The sequence below is a fragment of the Halorubrum sp. ARQ200 genome (assembly GCF_005435115.1).
Classification (GTDB): domain Archaea; phylum Halobacteriota; class Halobacteria; order Halobacteriales; family Haloferacaceae; genus Halorubrum; species Halorubrum tropicale.
This window is the reverse complement of sequence record NZ_SGTZ01000015.1, coordinates 40477-60220: the sequence shown is the minus strand read 5'-3', so window position 1 is coordinate 60220 and position 19744 is coordinate 40477. Positions and strand designations below refer to the sequence as shown.

Here is a 19744-nt window from a genome sequence, read left to right as displayed (position 1 = left end):
CGCGGACGACTCAAGAGCGTTGCGTCCCGTCGGGGTCCGCGCCGCCGTCGTCTGTGTCGCCGGCGCCCCCGACCGCGGCGGCGGTCTCGAACCGCCGGATCGCGCCCGGGCGGCCGACGAGGTACACCAGGTCTCCGGCGCCGAAGACGTACGCTCGCGGCGGGATCGGCTCGACGGAGCCGCCCGCCGGTCGGACCGCGGCGACGACGGCCCCGACCTCCCCGACGGTGCTCCCGTCGAGCTCGCTGCCGGCCGCGACGGTGACGGAGGCCATGGTCTCGTCCGCGTTTCGCAGCAGGGAGGCGAACTCGCGGTCGGCCTGCGGCTCCGCGGGCAGCGTGACGAGCCGGTAGCCGCCCTCGTCGGTCAGCCGCTCGGCGTCCGACTCGTCGAGCGCGACCGTGACGGCGTCGCCGGCGACGCCGCGCAGCTCGCCGGTCGCGACCCGCTCCGGCTCGGGGTCGTCGCGCCACAGCTGGACCGTGTCGCCGACGGTGGCGTTGTTCGGGGGATCCGCGGCGACGGCGACCGCGGCCGACCCCGGCGCGAGCGTCGGGCCGAGCCCGGCGGCGCGGGAGCCGACCGCGAAGTACCCCACGGTCCCGTCCGGTCCGAGGTCGGCGTCGACGTAGCCGACCCCGTACTCGTCTTTGAGCCGGGCGATGAGCCGCTCGCGGAGCTCGGTCTCGGAGAGCTTCCGCGGGAACAGCAGGGTCGTCTCCGCGAGCTCCGCCTTCTTGTCCGCCGAGACCGGGTCGTACGTGTCCATGTCGCGTATCTCGTCGACCGACGGGAGCGTCACCGCCGTGAAGCGCCCGACCGCGCGGACGATACCGCTCAGCTCGCCGTCGAGCTGTTTGGCGCCGGAGAGCGCGAACACGTCGACCGCGAGCCGGTCGCCGGCGTACCGGCCGACGGGCGCGGTCACCGCCGCCACGCCGAGCGAGACGAGGTTGAAGAAGACGCTCTCGGGCGCCAGCAGGGCGGGATTGTCGCCGACCGCCACCGACCCCAGCGAGGTCGTGTTGAGGTACAGCGCGACGACCGAGACGCCGAGGAGCCAGGTCACCCCCTCCGGGATCTCCGTGCGGAAGTACCAGCGGTAAGCCAGGGCGGCGCCGGCCGCGACGATCACGGCGACGACCGCGAACGTGACGAGCGTGACCGCCGCCTGCCGCGGGCGGGCGAAGCCGACGTCGACCGCCCCGACGGCGAGGCCGCTCGCGGCGACGCCGGCGTCGAAGCCAGCGGCGACCGCGGCCGACCCGGCGGGACTCACGCGGCCACCCCCGCGAACCGGTCGAGCGCGTCGCGGCTCCCGACGACGAACAGGTCGTCGCCCGCTGACAGCGACTGCGAGCCGTCCGGCGCGACCATCCACGTCTCGTGGCGCGCCGCGAGGACGGCCACGTCGTACGCCTCGCGGACCTCGGCCTCGCCGATCGTGTGGCCGTCGAGCGGGCCGTCGGCGACCACCGAGACCTTCCGGAACCGCTTCCCGGCGCGACGCAGCAGGGCCGTGAGCTCGTACTCGCGACGGGTGCCCCGCGACAGCACCAGCACGCGCCCGCGGTCGGCCCGGAGGAGCGCCGTCGCCTCCGAGCGGTCGAGCGCGAGCGTGACGCGCCCCTCGCCGCCGGTCGTCGTGGGCGCGGTCGCCGCGGGGGGCGCGGCGACGGCCGCCTCGCCGCCGTCCGTCCGGGCGTCGTCGTCCGGGTCCGGGTCGTCGCCCGCGGCGGCGGGCGTCGACGCGGCGGCGGCCCCGGGCTCCGGCTCCCCGCTCGACCGGGCGGCGATCACGGCGCCCTCGGCGTCGAGGTCCGGGGTTATCACGCGGACGATGTCGCCGCGGGCGATGCCGGTCGGGACCAGCGCCGACACGGACACCGCGCGCTTCCCGGCGGGCACCCGCTTCGAGAGCGCGCCGGTCGGCGGCGCGGCCGACACCGTCGCGCGCGCCTGTTCGTCGATCCGCACGGCCACGTCGGCGAGGTCCAGCTCGGTCCGGAGCCGCTCCGCGAACCGGCTTTCGAGCTCCGCGAGCGGGAGGTCGGCGGGGAACGTCCAGTCGCCGTCGACGATCGCGCGGCGCGTGTCCGTCGGCAGCGGCGGGTACCCCTCCATGTCGTCCACCTCGCCGCTCACCTCGACGGAGACGCGGCCGCGGCCGCCGACCAGTTCGATCACGTCGGTCGAGAGCGTCCGGTCGCGGAGCTGTTTGAGCGAGATCCGCTTGGGGACACTGGCGCCGAGCTTGTCCCCCTGCGCGTGGGCGTACATCGAGAGCATGAGCACCACGACGATCGCCGTCAGGATCGCCGGCGCGCGCTCCGAGGACCGGATCGTCTCGTCGTTGAGCGCGAGCAGCCCGCCGTTGACGCCGGCGATGGCGAGCGACAGCACGACCACCCCGAGCCCTGGAATCGTCACGTCCGTGACGTACTTGAACACGAACCCGAGGGCCCCGGCCACCAGCGCGGGGACGATCCCGGTGATGACGCCGAGGTAGACGCCGAAGACGATCTCGACGGGCAGCGACATGGGCCACCCAACCGCCGGCGGGGTTAAACGTGTGTCGGCGCGCCGATCCGGGCGGGTCGCGGGGGCGCCGCGGGCGACCGCCGTTCCCGCCGGCGGCGAGCGGGTCGGACCGGCCTCGCGGGGTTTAAGTTGGGTCTCGGCGACCCGGGGATATGGAGCTGACCCGGGACTGGGTTACCGTCCGCGCGTCGATCGCGTTGACGTTCGGGGTCGCGATCCTCTCCATCCTCGCCGGGCTCGCGCAGATCGGCGGGCTCGGCGTCGACGGCCCGCTCGCCCCGTACGTCGGCGGCGTCGTCCGGCAGACGGTCGGGTTCACCGGGACGATCACCGGCTTCGCGATGTTCGCGAGCGGGTTCGCGCTGCGGGACGGGTACCGGGTGGGGTGGTACTCCACGGCGGTGCTGCTGCCGCTGACGGCGCTTCAAGGGCTGTTACAGGCGTCCGTCCTGTCGTTCCCGCTCGTGGCGCTGTCGGTCCTGTCCGCGCCGACGCTCGTGATCAACCGGGGGCGGTTCGACCGGCGGTTCAGCCCCTCGCCCACGCAGTTGGCCGCGGGCGCGGCGCTCGTCGGGGCGGTCGCGTACGGAACGGTCGGCTCGTACGCCCTCAGGGACCAGTTCGAGGGGATCGAGACGATCGTCGACGCGTTCTACTTCACCGTGGTCACGGCCTCGACCGTCGGGTACGGGGACGTCCACCCGGCGACCGGCCCGGCCTCCGACATCGCGCAGCTGTTCGCGCTCTCGTCGCTCGTGGTGAACGTCGCCGCCTTCGCGGTGGCGCTCGGGGTCCTCCTCACGCCCGCAATCGAGGCGCAGCTCTCCAAGGCGCTCGGGAAAATGACAGACAGACAGATAGACCTCCTCGACGACCACGTCCTCGTGTTAGGCTACGGGGACCTGACGGAACCGATCCTCGAAGAGCTCGACGCCCGCGACGGCGTCGAGTACGCGGTGGTGACGCCGGACGAAAACGTCGCCAGGCGGCTCACGGACCACGACGTGCCCGTGTACACCGCCGACCCCAGCGACGTCGACCCGCTCGAACGGGTCAACGTCGCCGGGGCCCGCGCCGTCGTCGCCGCCACCGAGGACGACGCGCGCGACGCGCTCGCCATCCTCACCGCCCGCCAGCTCAACCCGGACGTGCGGATCGTCGCGGCGGCGACGCAGCGGGAGAACGTCGACAAGCTCCGCCGCGCCGGCGCCGATCAGGTCATCTCGCCGTCGACGCTCGGCGGGCACATCCTCGTCGACTGCGCGTTCGGCGCGGACAGCAAGGACGCGACCGAGGGGATCTTAGACGACGTCGACCTCGACGACTGAGGCCGGGCCGCGAAAGCTACCGGCTCCGCCGCCCCTTCGTCTGCCGGTAGTCCCGGCTCAACACGTTCTCGCGCATGTGGTCGCGGAAGGCGTCGGCCTCCTCGTCGGTCATCGCGGCCGGCTCGGTCATCGGCACGAGCTCGAACCCACGCCCGCGGATCGTCGTCGCGTGCTCCGCGTCGACGTCGAAGGAGTCCGGTCGGCGCGTCGTGTACTCGACGGCCAGCTCCCTGAGCGGCCGCTCGCCGACCGGCACGATGATCTGGGGGTTGATCATCCGGATCTCAGCGTTGAGGAACGGCTCGCAGGTGTCGACCTCGCGGTCGGTCGGCCCGCGCTCCGGGTGGCGACACCGCGTCAGGTTCGTGAAGAAGACGTTCTGTACGTCCGGCTCCGCGGCGCCCGGCGCAGACCGGACGAAGCCGAGGTCGGCGAAGATAGCCTGGACGCGCTCGCCGCCCCCCTCTCCGGTGAAGGGGACGCCGTTGCGCTCGGCGGCCGCCGTCGGCGCCGTCCCGACCACGAGGAACTCGGCGCCGACGTCGCCGTAGCCGTGGACGACGCGGTCGCGGGCGCCGCACAGCGCCTCGCAGTTCTCGCAGTCGGTGTCCATCGCGAACGGGTTCTCGAACTCCGTCTGGTTCGCGTCCACGGTCGACGTGGGCGCTCCGCCACCCTAAACGCTCCGCTGCGGCGGGGAGCGCGAAGGGAGAACAGCGACGTCGCGGGCCGGAGGTCGCGAGCCGGGGGGCCGCTCGGTCGGCGCCGCGGCCGCGGTCAGTTGGGGACGTAACAGTCGCCGTCGCAGTCGACGAGCCCCTCGTTGCGGAGGGTCTTCAGGATGCTGTACAGGGAGAGCTTCTTCATGCCGAGCGACTCGCCCATCTCCGAGACCGTGGCGTCGCCGTTCGTGGTCAGGTAGAGGTACACGAGTTTGGCGCGGGGCGACTGGAGCTCCCGGGGCAACGCCGGGGCGGCCGCGGACGCGGTTTCCGTCTCGATCATCTTGTCCGATCAGTGTAGTTCGACGATAATAAATCCCCTATTCAACGTTCGTCGAAATCGCCGGAAGGCACAGGAGAGCACGTCTTCCGCCGGTTCCCTCGGGGCTCGTGCGGGCAACGTCGATTAACGAACCGGAAATCGACGCGTATCGACGGCCGGTTTCGACCGTCGACGGATAGGAGACCGTGAACGATCCGGATCGATCGGGTGAAAGCGAGGGGATACCGAAGCGAGTCGCCGGCGGCCGCGCGTCGTTTGACGGCTCAGTACGAGCGGCTCTTCGGCTCGTACGTCTTGTTCTCGCCCTCGAGGACGACCGGCTTGTACCACAGCTCGGGCTCGCCGTCGTTCCACGAGATGAGCGTGTGCTTCAGCCAGTCCTCGTCTTTGCGCTCCTGGTGCTCCTTACGCCAGTGGGCGCCGCGGAACTCCTCGCGCGCGAGCGCGCCCATCGTGAGCGCCTCCGCAATGTCGAGGATGTTCCGCGTCTCGATGGTGTGGATGAGGTCGGTGTTGAACGTCCGCGACGGGTCCGACACCGCGACGTCCTTGTACGCCTCGCGGGCCTCGCGGAGGTCTTCGAGCGTCTCCTCCAACCGGCCCTCCTCGCGGAACACGTTGACGTTGGCCGTCATCGTCTCCTGGACGGCCGAGCGGATCTCCGCGTGGTTGCGCCCCTTCCGGGAGAGCAGCTCCTCGACGCGCTCCTGGGCCCGGTCGACGGCCGCTCCGAGGACGCTGTCGGCGTCGGTCGCCACGGCGCCGCCGTCGGCCGCTGCGGGCCCCGAGCCGCCGGTCTCGCCGACCTCGACGCCGAACTCGTAGTCGGCCGGCTGCCAGTCGCCCGAGCGGCCGGTCTCGATCTCGGCCTCGCCCATCTCCTCGCCGGCGGCGTGGCGGCCGGCGCGCTTGCCGAAGACGATGAGCTCCGGCAGCGCGTTCCCGCCGAGGCGGTTCGCGCCGTGGACGGAGGCGCAGGCGCACTCGCCGGCGGCGTACAGCCCGTCGATGACGGTCTCGCCGAACTCGTTCGTCTCGATGCCGCCCATCGCGTAGTGCTGGCCGGGCTTGACCGGCATCGGCTCCGTGAGCCCGTCGGCGCCCTCGAAGTCCTCCGCGAGGTGGAGGATGTTCTCCAGGCGGTCGAGGATGCGCTCCTCGCCGAGGTGGCGCATGTCGAGGTGGACGTACTCGTCCTCGATGCCGCGCCCCTCGTTGACCTCGGTCAGCTCGGCGCGGGAGACCACGTCGCGGGAGGCCAGCTCGCCCGCGTTGTTCGCGTAGCCGTGCTCGAACATGAACCGCTCGCCCTCGCTGTTGTAGAGGATTCCCCCCTCGCCGCGGACGCCCTCGGAGATGAGGACGCCGGTCGACGGCAGCGTCGTCGGGTGGAACTGGATGAACTCCATGTCCTCCATCGGGACGCCCGCGCGGTACGCCATCGCGACGCCGTCGCCGGTGTTGGCGACCGCGTTCGTGGTGTGGTCGAACACCTGGCCCATCCCGCCGGTGGCGAGGATGACGCCGTCGTTGGCTTGGAACCCGCTGATCTCGCCGCTCTGGATGTCGTAGGCGACGACGCCGTGACAGGTCCGCTCGGCGGGGTCGTCCTCGTCGGTGACCGCCAGGTCCATCACGTGCCACTCGTCGTACACCGTGATCCCGCGTTTGACCACCTGCTCGTACATCGTGTGGAGCATCTGGTGGCCGGTCTCGGCGCCCGCGTACGTCGTCCGCGGGAAGGAGAGGCCGCCGAACGGCCGCTGGGAGACGCGGCCGTCGTCCTCGCGGGAGAACGGCATCCCCCAGTGTTCGAGGCGGATGACCTCCTCGGGGCTCTCTTGGCAGAGCGCCTCGACCGCGGGCGCGTCGCCGAGGTAGTCGGACCCCTTCATCGTGTCGTACGCGTGGTCCTCCCAGGAGTCGGCGTCGCGCAGCGCCGCGTTGATGCCGCCCTCTGCCGCGCCGGTGTGGGACCGGACGGGATGGAGCTTCGACACCATCGCCACGTCCGCGCCCGCTTCCTGTGCCGCGATCGCCGCCCGGAGTCCCGCCCCGCCGGCCCCGACGACGACGACGTCGTGTTCGTACATGGTTGGTATGTAATTTCGTAAGTTCCGGAGTCCCTTGATACTGTCTGTCGGGTTTACCAGAACTTCAGATTGTTTTTGACTGCCTCCCGCTTCAGCTCCTGGATGTGCTCGGTGAGGGGGATGTCCTTCGGGCACACCTCCGTACAGGAGAACTGGGTCTGACACCGCCAGACGCCGTGTTCCTGCTCGATGATCTCCAGGCGCTTCTGTTTCATCTCCTCGCCCTCGCGCTCGTCCATCGCGAACCGGTACGCCTTGTTGATCGCGGCCGGCCCGAGGTACTCGTTGTCTCCCGCGGCGATGTTACACGAGGACATGCACGCGCCACACCAGATACAGCGCGTGGACATCTTGATCTTCTCGCGGTTCGCCCGGTCCTGGCGCTGCTCTTCGAGCTCGCCGTCCGGGTACTCGTTCGTCTGGAAGTACGGCTCGACGGCCTCCATCTGGTCGTAGAAGTGCTCCATGTCGACGACGAGGTCCTTCGTCACCTCGGCGTGCGGGAGCGGCTCGACGCGGACCGGCTCTTCGAGGTCCGAGATCTGGGTCTTACACGCCAGCTTCTGCCCGCCGTTGACGAACATGGCGTCCGAGCCGCAGACGGCCTGCCGGCAGGAGTGCCGGAAGGTGAGCGAGGAGTCGTACGTGTCGCGCGCGTACATGAGCGCGTCGAGGACGGTCATCCCTTTCGTGAACGGGACGTGGAACGTGTCGAAGCGCGGCTCCTGTTTCCCCTCGACCTGCGGGTCGTAGCGGAACACCTTCAGCTCGACCGTGCTCTCGTCGGCGGCCGCCTTCTCCGCCTCCTCCTCCTGTCGCTGCTCGCGGCGCTCGGCCGCGCGGCGCCGCTTCTCGGCGCGGCGCTCGTCGCCCTTCGAAGCGGGCTCCGTCTCGGTCTCGGTCGATTCCTCGGTCTGCTTCGGAATTTGCGTGCTCATTGTCGGTTCAGTAGAGTCCGATGCCCGCCCACGCGTTCGCGGTGCGGATTCCCTGCGCGATCAGCACGACGCTCGCGGCGACGAGCGTCCACTTGATCACGGTGCGTTTCGTGCCGGTGAGTCCCTGGTTCACCAGGGCGTTGTAGACGCCGTTGACCCCGTGGAACGTCGCGGTCACGAGGAAGAGGATCATCAGGGAGTAGTAGCTCAGCTGCTCCATCCGGGCGGAGCTGGCGAGGAACGACACCTCGTCGGCGTGGTGGACGAAGTGGAGCAGGAAGAAGTGGAACGCCAACACGACTAAGAGGAAGACCGCCGTGACCCGCTGGAGGAACCACATCCGGCCGCCCGACTGGAACGAGGAGTAGCGCTCGGCCATCTCAGAACGCCCCCGCGATGAACGTCGGGACGGACGCGACGGTGATCGCTCCCGTGAGGATCAGCGACGCGTAGAAGCTCTTGTCCTGTGCGTCCAGCCCGATGCCGAGGTCGGTGAGGAGGAGTCGCGTCCCGTTGAGCATGTGGAAGACCGCCACCGCGAGCAGGCCGACCTCCAGGAGGCGCACGAGCAACAGCCCCTCCAAGGAGACGATCGTCTGCGTGTACACGTCGTTTCCGGCGGCGATCGCCGCCTCGCTGGCACCGGCGGCCGGGATCCCCGTACTCAGGACCGCGATGTGCGTGAACAGGTACCCGATGAGCACCCATCCCGTGAACTTGTGGAAGATCCACGCCCACATCCCCGCCTCGAACTCCCGCCAGCGGCCGAAGTCCTCGATGAGGCCTCGATTGTACGACTGACTCATACCTAACGGTTCTGAACCGCGCTGGTATAGTAGTTACTAACACGGCGGCCTGCGCGGCCGGATTCCGGACCATTCCGATCGGCGCGGAATCGGAGGGGAGGCGGGGGTCAAGCGGCCGAACTCCGAGACGGATCCGATCCGCGAACGCGGTCCGTGCGAGGGCGTTCCACGCCGCGGATCGTCGCGGAAGCCTTATATGTCACAGTCCCGCTTCTACGGTCGCAATGGCGAAAGGCGAAGTTGACTTCTTCAACGACACTGGCGGCTACGGTTTCATTTCGACTGACGACGCGGACGAGGACGTGTTCTTCCACATGGAGGACGTCGGCGGCCCGGACCTCGAAGAGGGTCAGGAAGTCGAGTTCGACATCGAGGAGGCGGACAAGGGTCCGCGCGCGTCGAACGTCACCCGTCTGTAAGTCGGCGACACCGAGGCGAATCGGCTTTTCGACTGTTCTCGACCCCCGAGCGGCGGCGCCGTCGCGCGCCCTGCGGCGGGCGGGCGTCGCTCGCGGCGCCGAGCGGTCTCGGCGGCGACCGCCCCCGACCGATAGGAATTTACCGTTTGTTGACTGACCGGTCAGTCAATGAGCGACTCGCCGAGCGCGGCCGCGGAGATCATGGACGGGGTGTACAGCGCCCTCCGCGCTCACGGCTACGCCGACCTGACGATGCAGGACATCGCCGACGAGTGTTCGAAGAGCAAGTCGCTGCTCCACTACCACTACGACACGAAGGAGGACCTGCTCGTCGCCTTCCTGGAGTACATCATCTCCGACTCCGAGGACCGGATCGCGGCCCGCGCGGACGACCCGCCCGTCGATCGGCTGGTCCAGTTCGTGGGGTGGTTCGTCTTCGCCCCCGACGAGGCCGACCGCGAGGCGTTCCACATCGCCCTGCTGGAGCTCCGCACCCAGGGTCCGTTCAACGAGCGGATCCGCGAGCAACTGGCGCGCAGCGACCGGCTGCTCCGCGGGACCGTCGCCGACATCCTCGCGGACGGCATCGAGGCGGGCGTCTTCCGCGACGTCGACGTCGAGGAGACGGCGGCGCTGCTCGTGGCGACCCTCGACGGCGCGCGGACCCGGCAGATCACCCTCGCCGGCGCCGAGCGCGACGCCGAAAGCGAGGGCTACACCCGCGAGGTCGCTGAGGCGGCGCTCCGGCGGATCGTCGGCCCGCTGCTCGCCGACGGGGTCGAACTGCCGCCGCTCGACGCGGCGATCGATGCGCTCCGGCGCGACGCCGACGAGCCGGGAAGCGGCGCCGCCGCGGACGCCACCGAATGACCCGCTTCGGGTTCGAGCGGCCGCCGCCGGTCCTCCTCGCGGTGATCGCGAGCACGTTCTTCGTCGGCTTCGGCGGCGGCGTCGTCTTCCCGATCCTCCCGAACCTCGGCGCAGTCCTCGGCATCTCGGCGTTCATGGTCGGCGCGATCCTCTCCGCGAACCGGTGGGTGCGGCTCGTCGCGAACGCGCCGGCCGGCGCCCTCGTCGACCGGTACGGGACGCGCACGCCGTTCGTCGTCGGCCTGTTCGTCGAGGGGGTCGCCACGCTCGGGTACGTCGTCGCGCTCGCTGTTCCGGCGGGGATCGCTCCCGAGGCGTGGTTCCTGCTCGCGCGGGTCCTCTGGGGGCTCGGCTCCGCGGCGGTGTTCGCGACCGCGTACACCATCGCCGCCGACCTCTCCGACAGCGGCGACCGCGGGACGAACATGGGGATCGTCCGCGGCGGGATCACGATGGGGTTCCCGGCCGGCCTCGTGCTCGGCGGGGTCGTCTCGGCGGTCGCGGGCAACGTCGCGGCGTTCGCCGTCGCCGCCGCCTTCGCGCTCACCGCCAGCGTCGTCGCGTACAGGTACGTCCCGGAGACGCACGTCACCGGGGACCGCTCCGGCGACTCGATCAAGCCGTGGGAGGTCGACACCGCCGTCCCGGCCCTGACGGTCGGGCTCGTCAACTTCGGGCTGATGTTCGCGTACATCGGCGCGCTGTTCTCCACGCTCGTGCTGTTCCTCGGCGCGAACGACATCTCGCTGTTCGGCCTCGCCCCGCAGGGGACCTCCGGGCTGTTCATGGCCGGCACGGTCGTCTCGGCCGCGGCCTTCATGCTCGCCGGCGGCCGGATCTCCGACACCCGCGAGTCGCGGACGCCCGTCCTCCTGACGTTCCTCGCGGTCTCGTTCGTCGGGTTCCTGCTGCTCGCCCGGGCCGGGTCGGTCGTCTCTCTGGGGCTCGCCTGCGTCTTCATCGGCGCCGGCCAGGGCGGGACCAGCGGCCCGATGATGGCCCTGCTCGCCGACCTCACCCCCGACGAGCGGATGGGTCGCGCCTCGGGGACGAACAACGTCCTCGGGGACGTGGGGGGCGGCCTCGGCCCCATGGTGTCGCTCCCCCTCATCGAGGCGGTCGGCTTCACGCCGATATACGCCGCCTGCGCCGCCCTGCCGCTGCTCGCCGGCGGCGTCCTCCTCCTCGGCGTCCGCCGAGAGACCGGGACGTTCCTCCCCGGCCGCGTCGCCGACGAGGCGAGAGGGACCGACCCGTCGGGCGTCGTTGACTCGTAGGTGCGGACTCCACTGTCGGTTTCGCTGACTGATCTATAAGAGCGATTTGTGAATTCGGACTGCGGTGGCGCGTGCCTGCGAGCGACCGGAGCAAAGCGGAGGTCGCGAGGCAGCACGCGCGAGGGACGCGGTGAGCGAGGGGCGACCGCAGGGAGCCCGAGCGAACCGCGAGGCTGGGGAGGTGCGAGGCGGGGGCCGTGCGGTGCGGGGTGGGATTCAAAGGGGCAGTCGCGAGGAGGCCGTAGGTGACGCAAGCATTGGAAAGAGCGAGCAACGCGAGCGACTGAAGCGCGCAGCGAGCGTACGGCCTCCTCGCGGCTGGGGCTTTGGAGGCGTTCGGCGTCGGTCCGCAGCCGGTGTCTTGTAGATAGACGATATGATCGTCGACGGGGTATCGCGCGACGTTGAGTGATGATATACGAAACCAGACCGGACAGGCACGCATCGCCGAGCGAGCGGCTCACCGCCGGGGAACCCAGGCGTACGGTGTGCGAACCGCTGACTCCCCCTACCCGAAAGAACAACCGTTAAAAGTCGGCGACGGGTTCGTACGGACATGGCTGGAACTATCGAAGCGCTCGTCCCCGGCGGGCAGGCCAACCCCGGCCCGCCGCTCGGTCCCGAGCTCGGACCGACGCCGGTGGACGTCCAGGACGTCGTCGCGGAGATCAACGACGAGACCGCCGCCTTCGACGGCATGGAGGTGCCCGTCACCGTCGAGTACGACGACGACGGCTCCTTCACCATCGAGGTCGGCGTGCCCCCCACCGCGGAGCTCATCAAGGACGAGGCCGGCTTCGACACCGGCTCCGGCGAGCCGCAGGAGAACTTCGTCGCCGACATGTCGATCGAACAGGTGAAGAAGGTCGCCGAGCAGAAGTCGAGCGACCTGCTCGCGTACGACACGAAGGCCGCCGCCAAGGAGGTCGGCGGCACCTGCGCCTCCCTCGGCGTCACCATCGAGGGCGAGGACGCCCGGACGTTCGACGAGCGCGTCGACGCCGGCGAGTACGACGACGTCCTCGACGAGTAACGCCGCCCCTTTTCGCGAGTCCCGTCCTTCTGCGGCGATTTCGATTCGACCCCGTTACACCGCGGGCCGTTCCGCGGGCTCCGTCTCGGGCGGTTCCGTCCCGACCGGGCGCACGTCGGTCCACGTCCACCCGACGATGGCGGCCGCCGCCGCGAACGCGTAGAACTGGACGAACACCCCCGCGATCGTCCCGAGGATCGGGACCACGGAGAACACGCCCACAGCGAGGGCGCCGGCGAGCACCACGACCGCCGCGGTGACCCACCCCGTCGCGTACGCCCGCTTCGTGACGACGCCCCAGAGGGTCCCGAGGGCGAAGCCGTCGCCGACCTTCCCGGAGTCCGCGACCGCGGCCAGCGCCGCGGGCGTCACGTAGAGCCCGACGAGCGACAGGCCCAGGGCGACGAGCCCCGCGACGAGGACGACGACGCCGACGACGAAGGTGCCGAGGAACGTCCCGGCGCCGGGGTCGCCGGTCCCGGGCACCACGACGAACGCGCCGACGGTCAGGGCCCCGGCGACCGCGAGGACCCCGAGCGGCAGCAGCGAGTAGACGAACGCGACGACGAACGCCTTCAGGCCGTCGACGAACAGGTCGCCCCACGCCTCGAACGCCGGGGGCTCGTCGTCGCCGCCGGCGGTGCGCCGAATGACGCGGGTCACGTAGCCGAAGACGAGGATCGAGGGGATGATGAGCGGACTCGCGAGCAGCAGGAGCCCGCCGATGACGGCGGTAGTGACGGCGTCGTCGCCGTCGCGAAGATAGCTGAGCGATGCTTCTAACATGGTGGTTCTCACGGCAGTGACGCGCCGTGAGGTATTAAACTAGTACGGCGGCGCCCCGGGCCGGGCGGCGTCGGTCACGCTGCGCGACCGACGGAGCCGACGGCTTTTATTCTGACCGCTCCCACCTGTCGGTATGCCGGATCTACACCCGATCGCGAAGCGGATCCACAACGTCCAGCCGCGCCCGATGCGGCTCGAACTCGACTCGGGCGAGACCGGCGTCTACGAGTTCTCGTCGACCGAGTTCTTCCAGCGCGAGTTCCGCGGCGAGGGCGTCCGGACCGACGACGACGCGGACGCCGAGTTCCGCCTGATCAGCTCCGAGGACTACGAGCGGATCCTGCTCGGTCGGTCGGGGCCCGACGAGGAGGGCTGGTCGATGGTCGGCGAGGTGGTCGAAGCGGAGGCGGCGGAGGCGGTCGAGGAGTAGTCCTCAGCGGACGACCGTCACGGGCATCTCGGCGCGGCGGACGACCCCTTCCGCGACGCTGCCGAGGAGAACCCGCGAGAGCCCGGTCCGGCCGCGGCTCCCGACGACGACGTGGTCGAACGGCTCCGGGTCGGCGGGCTGGTCGCGGTCCGTGGTCGGCTCCGTCTCCCCCGCGGCGACGCCGAGGATGGTCGCCGTCGGGCGGCCGACCTCCATGCGGGTGTCGATATCGCGGTCGACGGACTTGGCCGCCTCGCGGAGGACGCGCTCGCCGCGAGCGGTGGCGCTCTCGTACCACTGGTCCGCGGCGCCCGGGAACCCGCCCTCCGCGCCGGTGGTCGAGTCCGCCGGGTTGACCACGTACAGCGCCGTCAGGTCGGCGTCGGGCCACTCGGCGACGGCGAACGAGAGCGCTTCGGCGGCCTCCTCCGACCCGTCGACCGCGACGAGGATGCGTTTGCTCATGCGCGGGAATTCGCCCGCACCGGATAAAAAGGGCGACGGCGACTCCGGGCCGGCGACAATCCGCCGGAATCGGGGCGTCTCGGGACCGTAGAGCGGTCGGTCACAAGACACTTGCCGAGCGCCGGTTCATCCGTCTCGTATGAGTACCCCGTACGCGCAGTCGCAGCTTGCGTCGGTCACCGCTCGCGGCGGCGCGTGGCTCGTCGACATCGTCGCGAGCGTCGCCGTCGCCGCGGTCGTCTCGTTGGCGGTCGGCGCCGTCTCGGCCGTCCTCGCCGACCTCGTGTTCCTCCTCGTCGCGTTCGGCTGGTACGTCGCGTCGGAGGCGGTCTGGGGACACACGCCCGGAAAGTGGGTCGTCGGGATCAGAGTCGTCGACACGGACGGCGACGAGGTCTCCGCCGTCGCCGCGGTCGTCCGGAACGTCACCAAGATCGTCGGCGGCGCCTCGCTGTTGCTGATCCTCGCGGGCGTCGTGTTCATCGCCGACTCGCCGAACAGCCAGCGGCTCGGCGACCGGTAGGCGGACACGCTGGTCGTGCGAGTCTGAGTCGGGTCGGGACCCCCGTCGGCGACCCGACGGGCCCGGGGCGGCCGGCCGTCAGTCGTGCCGCGTCACGCACTCCGAGAGGCCGATCAGCTCGACGGGCTCGGAGTTGTCGGGCGAGTAGACGACCATCTGTCCCTTCTCCATGTACGGCACCTTCCCGGCGAGGTTCGTCGGGATGTTGACGCTGGAGATTGCGTCCTCGTCGCCGAGGTTCAAGACGACCTTCGTGTTCACCTGCTTGAACACCGACTCGGCAACGTCCTGCGGGTCCTGGGTGATCAGGAACAGGCCGAGCCGCTCCTTGCGGCCCTGCTTCGCCGCCTCGGTGAACTTCTGGACCACCTTCTGCGCCTGGACGTTGTCGGCGTCGGCGAGGAAGTTGTGGGCCTCGTCCATCCCGACCAACAGCGGCGTCTCCTTGATCCGGTCGCTGTCCGGGTCGTTCGAGAGCTTGTCGTCGATGAGCAGCCCCGCGACCGCGAGGACGACGATCTCCTTCTGCCGGGAGGTCGGCAGGTGGTAGGTCGGAACGACCGAGAGGCCGCCCGGCCGGACGAGCGTGTGGTCGAGCTCCGTGATCGGCTTCGCGTCCTGGTCGAACACGCCGCTCGGGACGCCCCGGACCCGACGCTTGACGGCGTCGAAGGTGGCCTCGTGGACCCGGCCGCTCTCGTGGAGCTCCTCTTTCAGCGCTGGGTCGTCGAGGTACGAGAGGAACTGGCTGTACGTCCCCGAGTCGCCGTAGCTGTCGAAGAAGCGGTTGAGCAGCGTCAGGAGGGCCGGGTACTGGTTGTCGTTGAGCCCGGAGCCGGCGACGAGCCACGGCATGTCCCGCGCCAGCGAGAAGGGGATGGTGAACTCGACGCGCTCGGCGCGGTGGCCCTCGCCGGGGTACGTCGCGTTCGCGACGCGGGGCACTAAGGCGACGGTGTCGTCGTGGCCGCCGTGGGCGATCCCCTCCCGCTCCAGCCGGCGGGCGAAGCCGTCGTCGAGGTCGGGGTTGTCGTCGTGCATCTGCGCGTACTCGTCCTGCGGGTCGAACTGGACGACCGCCATGCGCGACTCCCGGCCGTCGCCCATCGGGTACGTCCGGTCGTCGTCGAGGTACTGCCGGAGGACGTTCTTCGAGGCGTGGGTCTTCCCGGACCCGGTCCCGCCGGCGACGAGCGTGTGCCGGAACGCGAGCGGGTCGCCGTCGGCGTAGTCGTCCTTCACGCGGTAGTCGACCGTGGGGGGCTCCGCGGCGGTCCGGACCTTCTCGCCGCCGACGGAGAGGTGCCCGAGGAAGACGCCGTCGTCGGGGATCTTCAGCCCCGTCTTGATCTCTGCGTCGTCGGCCGCCTCCTCGACGACCGCGCCGGGCTTCGGGACCCGGTCGGTCATCCGCCGTTTCATCGAGTCGCCCTCGCCGTAGACGACGGACATCGGCTCCAGGTCGGCGACGAACTTGTAGTCGCGCTCGGCGAACTCGTCGCGGCGCATCTGCCGGCGGGCGTGGATCTCGGTCGCGTCGTCCGACTGGAACTCCTGGGCGTACTCCAGCCCCGTGATCCGACAGAACAGCCGCTCGCCGTCCGGGTACGGGATCAGGAGGTACTTCCCGAGCCGCACCGACTCGCGGTTCCCGGTCGTGACGAACGCCTTCAGCGACGTCTCCTCCTCCTCCTCGGCCACGCGGAGCCCCTGCGAGACGGAGACGACGCCGAGCCCCGCGTCGCTGCCGGCCGGCGTCGCGTCGTAGGCGGCGAACTCGTCCTCGGCGTCGCCGCTCGGGTCGGACCCGGACCCGGCCGACGACGCGTCCCCGAGCGCGTCAGCGGCGTCAGCGGCGCTTCCGCCGTCGGCCGCGGAGTCGACATCGTCCGCGCGGCCGTCGGCGTCGTCGTCACCGCTGAACTCGGTGAAATCCTCCAGCGTCATGGCGTATCCACCGGTCGCCGGGCCGAAAGCGTTTGCCCTCGCGCCCTGGGCCGCCGCCCGTCCACGACCGGGCGCAGAGCGCCGGTCACGGGGCCCTTATGCGGCTCGACCCCATACCTGTGGCATGATACTCGTTCGCGGCAGCGGCGGCGGGACGGACCTCACCGGCACGGTGTTCGAGCGCGGCGAGGAGCCGCCCGCGTACAAGGGCGCGCCCGACGAGGACGCCCCGTACGTGTGGGTGTGCGACTCCTTCTACGAGGTCGAGAGCGGCGGCTCGCCGCTCGTCGTCGACGGCGAGGAGATCCGCGTCGCCTTCGAGGAGCCGATGCCCCGCGGGTTCGACACCCGCGACCAGGCGGTCGAAGCGGCCCGCGAGCACGTCCGGACGCAGTTCGCCCGGATCGGCGTCGACCCCGACGCCGTCGAGGTCGAGGTGACCGCGGCCGACCCGGCCTGAGGTCGGACGCGCCGAGCCGTCCGGTCGGGCCGCGGCTCCGCCTCCCGCAACCCCTTTTCGCCCGGGGCCCAACCGGACCGTATGACCGAGCTACCGGACCGCGTCGTGGGCGACGCGCGGACGAGCGACTTCGGGTGGGACCTCCTCACCGACCTGACCGACATCGGGAACCGCATGGCGGGATCGACCGGCGAGCGCCGCGGCGCCGAGCGCGTCGTCGAGGCGTTCGAGGAAGCCGGCCTGCGGAACGCCGGCCTGGACGAGTTCGAGATCCCCGGCTGGTGGCGCGGCGAGTCGTCGCTGTCGGTGACGGGCGCCGTGGACCGCCACCACGAGGGCTCGCACGAGGTGATCGCGCTGCCCGGCACGCCGAGCGGCGAGGCGTCGGCCCCGCTCGTCGACGTGGGCGACGGCACCGACGAGGAGTTCGCGGCCGCGGAAGGGGACCTGGAGGGCGCGGTCGCGATGGCCTCCTCGCGGACGCCGGACTCCCACGACCGGTGGATCCACCGGATGGAGAAGTACGTCGCGGCGGCGGAGCGCGGCGCGGTCGGGTTCGTCTTCCGGAACCACATCGAGGGCGCGCTCCCGCCGACCGGCGAGATCGGCTACCACAACCGGCCCGGCCCGATCCCCGCGGTCGGCGTCTCGAAGGAGGTCGGCGACCGGCTCTCGCGGCTCGCCGCGGAGGAGGGCGGCGACCGCCCGACCGTCTCGCTCGGCGTCGACTGCCGGAACGAGCCGACGACCTCGGTGAACGCGGTCGCGGAGGTCGGCCCCGACACCGACGAGGCGGTGTACCTCACCGCCCACGTCGACGCCCACGACGTGAGCGACGGCGCCAACGACAACGGCGCCGGCTCGGCGCTCGTCGCGGAGGTCGGGCGCCTGCTCGCGACCGTCGAGGGCGACCTCGACACCCGGGTGCGACTCGTCACGTTCGGGTCCGAGGAGATCGGGCTGTGGGGGGCGTACCACGCCGCGGAGACGACCGCGAAGGAGGACATCGCCTGCGTGGTCAACCTCGACGGCGCCTGTAGCTCGCGGGACCTCCGCGTCGGGACGAACGGGTTCGAGGGGATGCGCTCGACGTTCGAGGCGGTCGCCGAGGCGTTCGACGCGCCCCTGACGACCGGCGAGACGATCTCGCCGCACGGCGACCAGTGGGCGTTCGTCCAGGAGGGGATCCCGGCGGTGATGGCCTCCACGACGAGCGACCAGTCCGGGCGCGGCTGGGGCCACACCCACGCCGACACCCTCGACAAGCTCGACTCCCGCGACCTCCGCGAGGTGGCGACGCTCGTGACCGCGGCCGTCTACCGGCTCGCGACCGGCGATGTGGCGGCCGAACACCGCTCGCGGGAGTCGATCCGCGACGCCATCGACGAGGGGTACGTCGAGGAGCTGAAGACGGGCGGGCGGTGGCCGTACGAGGAGTGAGCGCCGCGGAACCGCCGGAACGCGAGCGCGACGGGACGGCCTGACTCACCGGACCCGGAATGGCGAGCGGACCGTGACGGTGCCCTCGGCGCGGACGGTGACGTCGTAGCCGAGGTACGCGAAGCGGATCTCGCCGTCGTCTCTCGTCGGGCCGTCCGGCACCGATCGGAACAGCACGTCGAGGGCGTCGGGGGCGACCGCCTCGAACAGCGGCTCGTCGATCGCCGACGGCGGGACGCCTCCGAGCTCCGCGACGCGTTCGAGGATCCGCTGGGACGGAGTCATGGGATCGCCACGCGGTACGCGATAATGAATCGATCTCACCACGTGCCCTGTTGCCCGGGGTGTAGTGCGGCGCGGCGGCTCACGGACGCCTCGCCGGTTCGGCGCGCGATTCACTCCTCGGCGGAGTCGTCGCAGACGCCGAGGGGGAGCGTCTCGGGGGTCTCGTCGCCGTCGAGGCCGGCGTACGCGTCGTCGATGAGCCGGGCCAGCTGCGTCTCGGGGCTCACGCCGCGGGCGGCGGCGAGGGCCGCGAGGCGCTCGTACTGCTCGTCCGGCACGGAGACGGTTCCGTCGTCCATACGCGGCGCTCCGTCCCGAAGCTACAAAAGCGTTGGTCTGAGCCCGCTCACGGCGATTCCGACCGGTCCGTCTCGCGCACGGCGCCGATCGGCTCGCCCTCCGCGAACCGCTCGAACAGCGCGTTCATCACCGACGACTCGGCGCGCGAGAGGTGTTCCCACACCGTCGTCGAGCCGAGTCCGAGCTCGGCGGCGACCTCCTCGACGCCCACGCCCCCGCCGTGGTCGTAGTAGCCCGCGGCGATGGCGGTCGCGAGCACCTCTCGCTGCCGGTCGGTAAGTCCGTCGAGGAGGCCGGACGCGGGGAGCTGCGGCGAGCGCTCGATCGACGACAGCTCCACGTTCCGCGCGAGCTCGACCTCGTTGCCGCCGCGCTCCATTTCGCGCATCACCGCGGAGAGGTCGTCGTCGTCCTCCAGGTACGCCGTCCAGCGCTCGACGCCGCCGGCGATGGTCGTCCCGGTCCGGTAGTGGATGCCCATCCGCGAGAACCGCTCGCCGATGCCCTCCCAGTCGGCCGCCCCCGCGTCGATCGTCAGGGCGACGTAGGCGTGAGTGCCCTCGATCGGCGCCAGCGGCTCCGCGGAGACGACCAGGTCGAACTCGCGGAACTCCTCGACGAACGCCTCGATCTCCGCCGGCGGTCCGGTGAGTTCGGCGATCCGCTTGCGCTCGGGGCCGCTGCCCGTCATCGAGGAGACGGACCGGTACCGCACCTCCGGGTGGCGCGCGCTCACCTCGCACTCCGGCTCCCCCGCGTGGCGGATCCGGAACGTCACTTCGCGCATGACCGCTGTGA

23 protein-coding genes are annotated in these 19744 nt (G+C 71.0%); 9 read left to right on the top strand and 14 right to left on the bottom strand.

What is annotated here, in order from left to right; all coding sequences use genetic code 11:
* Positions 1–10: 10 nt before the first annotated feature.
* Together EXE50_RS14945 and EXE50_RS14940 are read right to left on the bottom strand one after the other, a co-directional pair.
* Positions 11–1279: a cation:proton antiporter regulatory subunit gene (locus EXE50_RS14945; protein ID WP_137705444.1), complete on the bottom strand. Its 1269-nt coding sequence runs from the start codon at positions 1277–1279 to the stop codon at positions 11–13.
* Positions 1276–2541, bottom strand: coding sequence for a potassium channel family protein (locus tag EXE50_RS14940; protein WP_137705443.1), 1266 nt, complete (start codon positions 2539–2541; stop codon positions 1276–1278). Before EXE50_RS14940 ends, EXE50_RS14945 begins: the two co-directional genes overlap by 4 nt.
* 152 nt (positions 2542–2693) lie before the next feature.
* On the opposite strand from EXE50_RS14940, the gene EXE50_RS14935 reads away from it, so the two are divergent.
* A complete protein-coding gene (locus EXE50_RS14935) occupies positions 2694–3869 on the top strand; it encodes an NAD-binding protein (protein ID WP_137705442.1) in 1176 nt (391 codons plus the stop codon).
* 16 nt (positions 3870–3885) lie between these two features.
* Here the strand turns inward: EXE50_RS14935 and EXE50_RS14930 are convergent, their stop codons facing one another.
* The 6 genes from EXE50_RS14930 to sdhC all read right to left on the bottom strand — a co-directional run bounded on the left by EXE50_RS14930 (position 3886) and on the right by sdhC (position 8711).
* The gene (locus EXE50_RS14930; protein ID WP_121600187.1) at positions 3886–4521 is read right to left on the bottom strand and encodes a uracil-DNA glycosylase family protein; all 636 of its coding nucleotides are present in this window, start codon (positions 4519–4521) and stop codon (positions 3886–3888) included.
* Positions 4522–4646: 125 nt separating this feature from the next.
* Complete coding sequence (locus EXE50_RS14925; protein ID WP_053770751.1) at positions 4647–4874, bottom strand: helix-turn-helix domain-containing protein; 228 nt, start codon at positions 4872–4874, stop codon at positions 4647–4649.
* Between the two features lie 263 nt (positions 4875–5137).
* Positions 5138–6967 carry an FAD-binding protein gene (locus EXE50_RS14920; RefSeq protein WP_137705441.1) on the bottom strand — a complete coding sequence of 610 codons (1830 nt, stop codon included), beginning with the start codon at positions 6965–6967 and terminating at the stop codon, positions 5138–5140.
* A 53-nt stretch (positions 6968–7020) separates the two neighbouring features.
* On the bottom strand, positions 7021–7905 hold the full coding sequence (locus EXE50_RS14915) for a succinate dehydrogenase/fumarate reductase iron-sulfur subunit (protein ID WP_053770749.1): 885 nt from the start codon (positions 7903–7905) through the stop codon (positions 7021–7023).
* Between the two features lie 7 nt (positions 7906–7912).
* Entirely contained in the window at positions 7913–8284 is a 372-nt protein-coding gene (locus EXE50_RS14910) for a succinate dehydrogenase hydrophobic membrane anchor subunit (protein ID WP_004596874.1), read from the bottom strand.
* A 1-nt stretch (position 8285) separates the two neighbouring features.
* Positions 8286–8711, bottom strand: a complete 426-nt coding sequence (sdhC, locus tag EXE50_RS14905) for a succinate dehydrogenase, cytochrome b556 subunit (protein ID WP_053770748.1) — start codon at positions 8709–8711, stop codon at positions 8286–8288.
* A gap of 224 nt (positions 8712–8935) precedes the next feature.
* Here sdhC and EXE50_RS14900 point away from each other — a divergent pair, with 224 nt between their 5' ends.
* The 4 genes from EXE50_RS14900 to EXE50_RS14885 all read left to right on the top strand — a co-directional run bounded on the left by EXE50_RS14900 (position 8936) and on the right by EXE50_RS14885 (position 12310).
* Positions 8936–9130, top strand: a complete 195-nt coding sequence (locus EXE50_RS14900) for a cold-shock protein (protein ID WP_004596869.1) — start codon at positions 8936–8938, stop codon at positions 9128–9130.
* A gap of 168 nt (positions 9131–9298) precedes the next feature.
* Entirely contained in the window at positions 9299–10000 is a 702-nt protein-coding gene (locus EXE50_RS14895) for a TetR/AcrR family transcriptional regulator (RefSeq protein ID WP_053770747.1), read from the top strand.
* Positions 9997–11277, top strand: a complete 1281-nt coding sequence (locus EXE50_RS14890) for an MFS transporter (protein ID WP_137705440.1) — start codon at positions 9997–9999, stop codon at positions 11275–11277. Before EXE50_RS14895 ends, EXE50_RS14890 begins: the two co-directional genes overlap by 4 nt.
* Positions 11278–11833: 556 nt before the next feature.
* A complete protein-coding gene (locus EXE50_RS14885) occupies positions 11834–12310 on the top strand; it encodes a 50S ribosomal protein L11 (RefSeq protein WP_053770745.1) in 477 nt (158 codons plus the stop codon).
* A 54-nt stretch (positions 12311–12364) separates the two neighbouring features.
* On the opposite strand, the gene EXE50_RS14880 is transcribed toward EXE50_RS14885, so the two are convergent.
* Positions 12365–13096 (bottom strand): DUF4013 domain-containing protein, encoded by a 732-nt coding sequence (locus EXE50_RS14880; protein ID WP_137705439.1) that lies wholly within the window; start codon positions 13094–13096, stop codon positions 12365–12367.
* A 133-nt stretch (positions 13097–13229) separates the two neighbouring features.
* On the opposite strand from EXE50_RS14880, the gene EXE50_RS14875 reads away from it, so the two are divergent.
* The gene (locus EXE50_RS14875; RefSeq protein WP_137705438.1) at positions 13230–13526 is read left to right on the top strand and encodes a transcriptional regulator; all 297 of its coding nucleotides are present in this window, start codon (positions 13230–13232) and stop codon (positions 13524–13526) included.
* A 3-nt stretch (positions 13527–13529) separates the two neighbouring features.
* Here EXE50_RS14875 and EXE50_RS14870 read toward each other — a convergent pair whose 3' ends face one another.
* Entirely contained in the window at positions 13530–13991 is a 462-nt protein-coding gene (locus EXE50_RS14870) for a universal stress protein (RefSeq protein WP_137705437.1), read from the bottom strand.
* Positions 13992–14130: 139 nt separating this feature from the next.
* Here EXE50_RS14870 and EXE50_RS14865 point away from each other — a divergent pair, with 139 nt between their 5' ends.
* Positions 14131–14514: an RDD family protein gene (locus EXE50_RS14865; RefSeq protein ID WP_137705436.1), complete on the top strand. Its 384-nt coding sequence runs from the start codon at positions 14131–14133 to the stop codon at positions 14512–14514.
* A gap of 78 nt (positions 14515–14592) precedes the next feature.
* Here EXE50_RS14865 and EXE50_RS14860 read toward each other — a convergent pair whose 3' ends face one another.
* Positions 14593–16461, bottom strand: a complete 1869-nt coding sequence (locus EXE50_RS14860; RefSeq protein ID WP_053770740.1) for an ATP-binding protein — start codon at positions 16459–16461, stop codon at positions 14593–14595.
* A 124-nt stretch (positions 16462–16585) separates the two neighbouring features.
* Here EXE50_RS14860 and EXE50_RS14855 point away from each other — a divergent pair, with 124 nt between their 5' ends.
* Positions 16586–16921: a hypothetical protein gene (locus tag EXE50_RS14855; protein ID WP_053770739.1), complete on the top strand. Its 336-nt coding sequence runs from the start codon at positions 16586–16588 to the stop codon at positions 16919–16921.
* An 81-nt stretch (positions 16922–17002) separates the two neighbouring features.
* Entirely contained in the window at positions 17003–18361 is a 1359-nt protein-coding gene (locus EXE50_RS14850) for a M28 family peptidase (RefSeq protein WP_137705435.1), read from the top strand.
* 45 nt (positions 18362–18406) lie between these two features.
* Here EXE50_RS14850 and EXE50_RS14845 read toward each other — a convergent pair whose 3' ends face one another.
* The 3 genes from EXE50_RS14845 to EXE50_RS14835 form a co-directional block, all read right to left on the bottom strand.
* The gene (locus EXE50_RS14845; protein ID WP_053770737.1) at positions 18407–18646 is read right to left on the bottom strand and encodes a HalOD1 output domain-containing protein; all 240 of its coding nucleotides are present in this window, start codon (positions 18644–18646) and stop codon (positions 18407–18409) included.
* Between the two features lie 110 nt (positions 18647–18756).
* The gene (locus tag EXE50_RS14840) at positions 18757–18945 is read right to left on the bottom strand and encodes a hypothetical protein (protein ID WP_053770736.1); all 189 of its coding nucleotides are present in this window, start codon (positions 18943–18945) and stop codon (positions 18757–18759) included.
* A gap of 47 nt (positions 18946–18992) precedes the next feature.
* Positions 18993–19733 (bottom strand): helix-turn-helix domain-containing protein, encoded by a 741-nt coding sequence (locus tag EXE50_RS14835; RefSeq protein WP_137705434.1) that lies wholly within the window; start codon positions 19731–19733, stop codon positions 18993–18995.
* Between the last annotated feature and the right edge of the window lie 11 nt (positions 19734–19744).

Excerpts from the sequence above, each read along its gene's own strand:
- EXE50_RS14855 (WP_053770739.1), top strand. The coding sequence starts at position 16,586 with ATGATACTCGTTCGCGGCAGCGGCGGCGGGACGGACCTCACCGGCACG.
- EXE50_RS14860 (WP_053770740.1), bottom strand. The coding sequence starts at position 16,461 with ATGACGCTGGAGGATTTCACCGAGTTCAGCGGTGACGACGACGCCGAC.
- EXE50_RS14840 (WP_053770736.1), bottom strand. The coding sequence starts at position 18,945 with ATGGACGACGGAACCGTCTCCGTGCCGGACGAGCAGTACGAGCGCCTC.
- EXE50_RS14850 (WP_137705435.1), top strand. The coding sequence starts at position 17,003 with ATGACCGAGCTACCGGACCGCGTCGTGGGCGACGCGCGGACGAGCGAC.
- EXE50_RS14940 (WP_137705443.1), bottom strand. The coding sequence starts at position 2,541 with ATGTCGCTGCCCGTCGAGATCGTCTTCGGCGTCTACCTCGGCGTCATC.
- EXE50_RS14865 (WP_137705436.1), top strand. The coding sequence starts at position 14,131 with ATGAGTACCCCGTACGCGCAGTCGCAGCTTGCGTCGGTCACCGCTCGC.
- EXE50_RS14900 (WP_004596869.1), top strand. The coding sequence starts at position 8,936 with ATGGCGAAAGGCGAAGTTGACTTCTTCAACGACACTGGCGGCTACGGT.
- EXE50_RS14895 (WP_053770747.1), top strand. The coding sequence starts at position 9,299 with ATGAGCGACTCGCCGAGCGCGGCCGCGGAGATCATGGACGGGGTGTAC.
- EXE50_RS14920 (WP_137705441.1), bottom strand. The coding sequence starts at position 6,967 with ATGTACGAACACGACGTCGTCGTCGTCGGGGCCGGCGGGGCGGGACTC.
- EXE50_RS14890 (WP_137705440.1), top strand. The coding sequence starts at position 9,997 with ATGACCCGCTTCGGGTTCGAGCGGCCGCCGCCGGTCCTCCTCGCGGTG.
- EXE50_RS14835 (WP_137705434.1), bottom strand. The coding sequence starts at position 19,733 with ATGCGCGAAGTGACGTTCCGGATCCGCCACGCGGGGGAGCCGGAGTGC.
- EXE50_RS14875 (WP_137705438.1), top strand. The coding sequence starts at position 13,230 with ATGCCGGATCTACACCCGATCGCGAAGCGGATCCACAACGTCCAGCCG.
- EXE50_RS14870 (WP_137705437.1), bottom strand. The coding sequence starts at position 13,991 with ATGAGCAAACGCATCCTCGTCGCGGTCGACGGGTCGGAGGAGGCCGCC.
- EXE50_RS14925 (WP_053770751.1), bottom strand. The coding sequence starts at position 4,874 with ATGATCGAGACGGAAACCGCGTCCGCGGCCGCCCCGGCGTTGCCCCGG.
- EXE50_RS14880 (WP_137705439.1), bottom strand. The coding sequence starts at position 13,096 with ATGTTAGAAGCATCGCTCAGCTATCTTCGCGACGGCGACGACGCCGTC.
- EXE50_RS14885 (WP_053770745.1), top strand. The coding sequence starts at position 11,834 with ATGGCTGGAACTATCGAAGCGCTCGTCCCCGGCGGGCAGGCCAACCCC.
- EXE50_RS14915 (WP_053770749.1), bottom strand. The coding sequence starts at position 7,905 with ATGAGCACGCAAATTCCGAAGCAGACCGAGGAATCGACCGAGACCGAG.
- EXE50_RS14910 (WP_004596874.1), bottom strand. The coding sequence starts at position 8,284 with ATGGCCGAGCGCTACTCCTCGTTCCAGTCGGGCGGCCGGATGTGGTTC.
- sdhC (WP_053770748.1), bottom strand. The coding sequence starts at position 8,711 with ATGAGTCAGTCGTACAATCGAGGCCTCATCGAGGACTTCGGCCGCTGG.
- EXE50_RS14935 (WP_137705442.1), top strand. The coding sequence starts at position 2,694 with ATGGAGCTGACCCGGGACTGGGTTACCGTCCGCGCGTCGATCGCGTTG.
- EXE50_RS14845 (WP_053770737.1), bottom strand. The coding sequence starts at position 18,646 with ATGACTCCGTCCCAGCGGATCCTCGAACGCGTCGCGGAGCTCGGAGGC.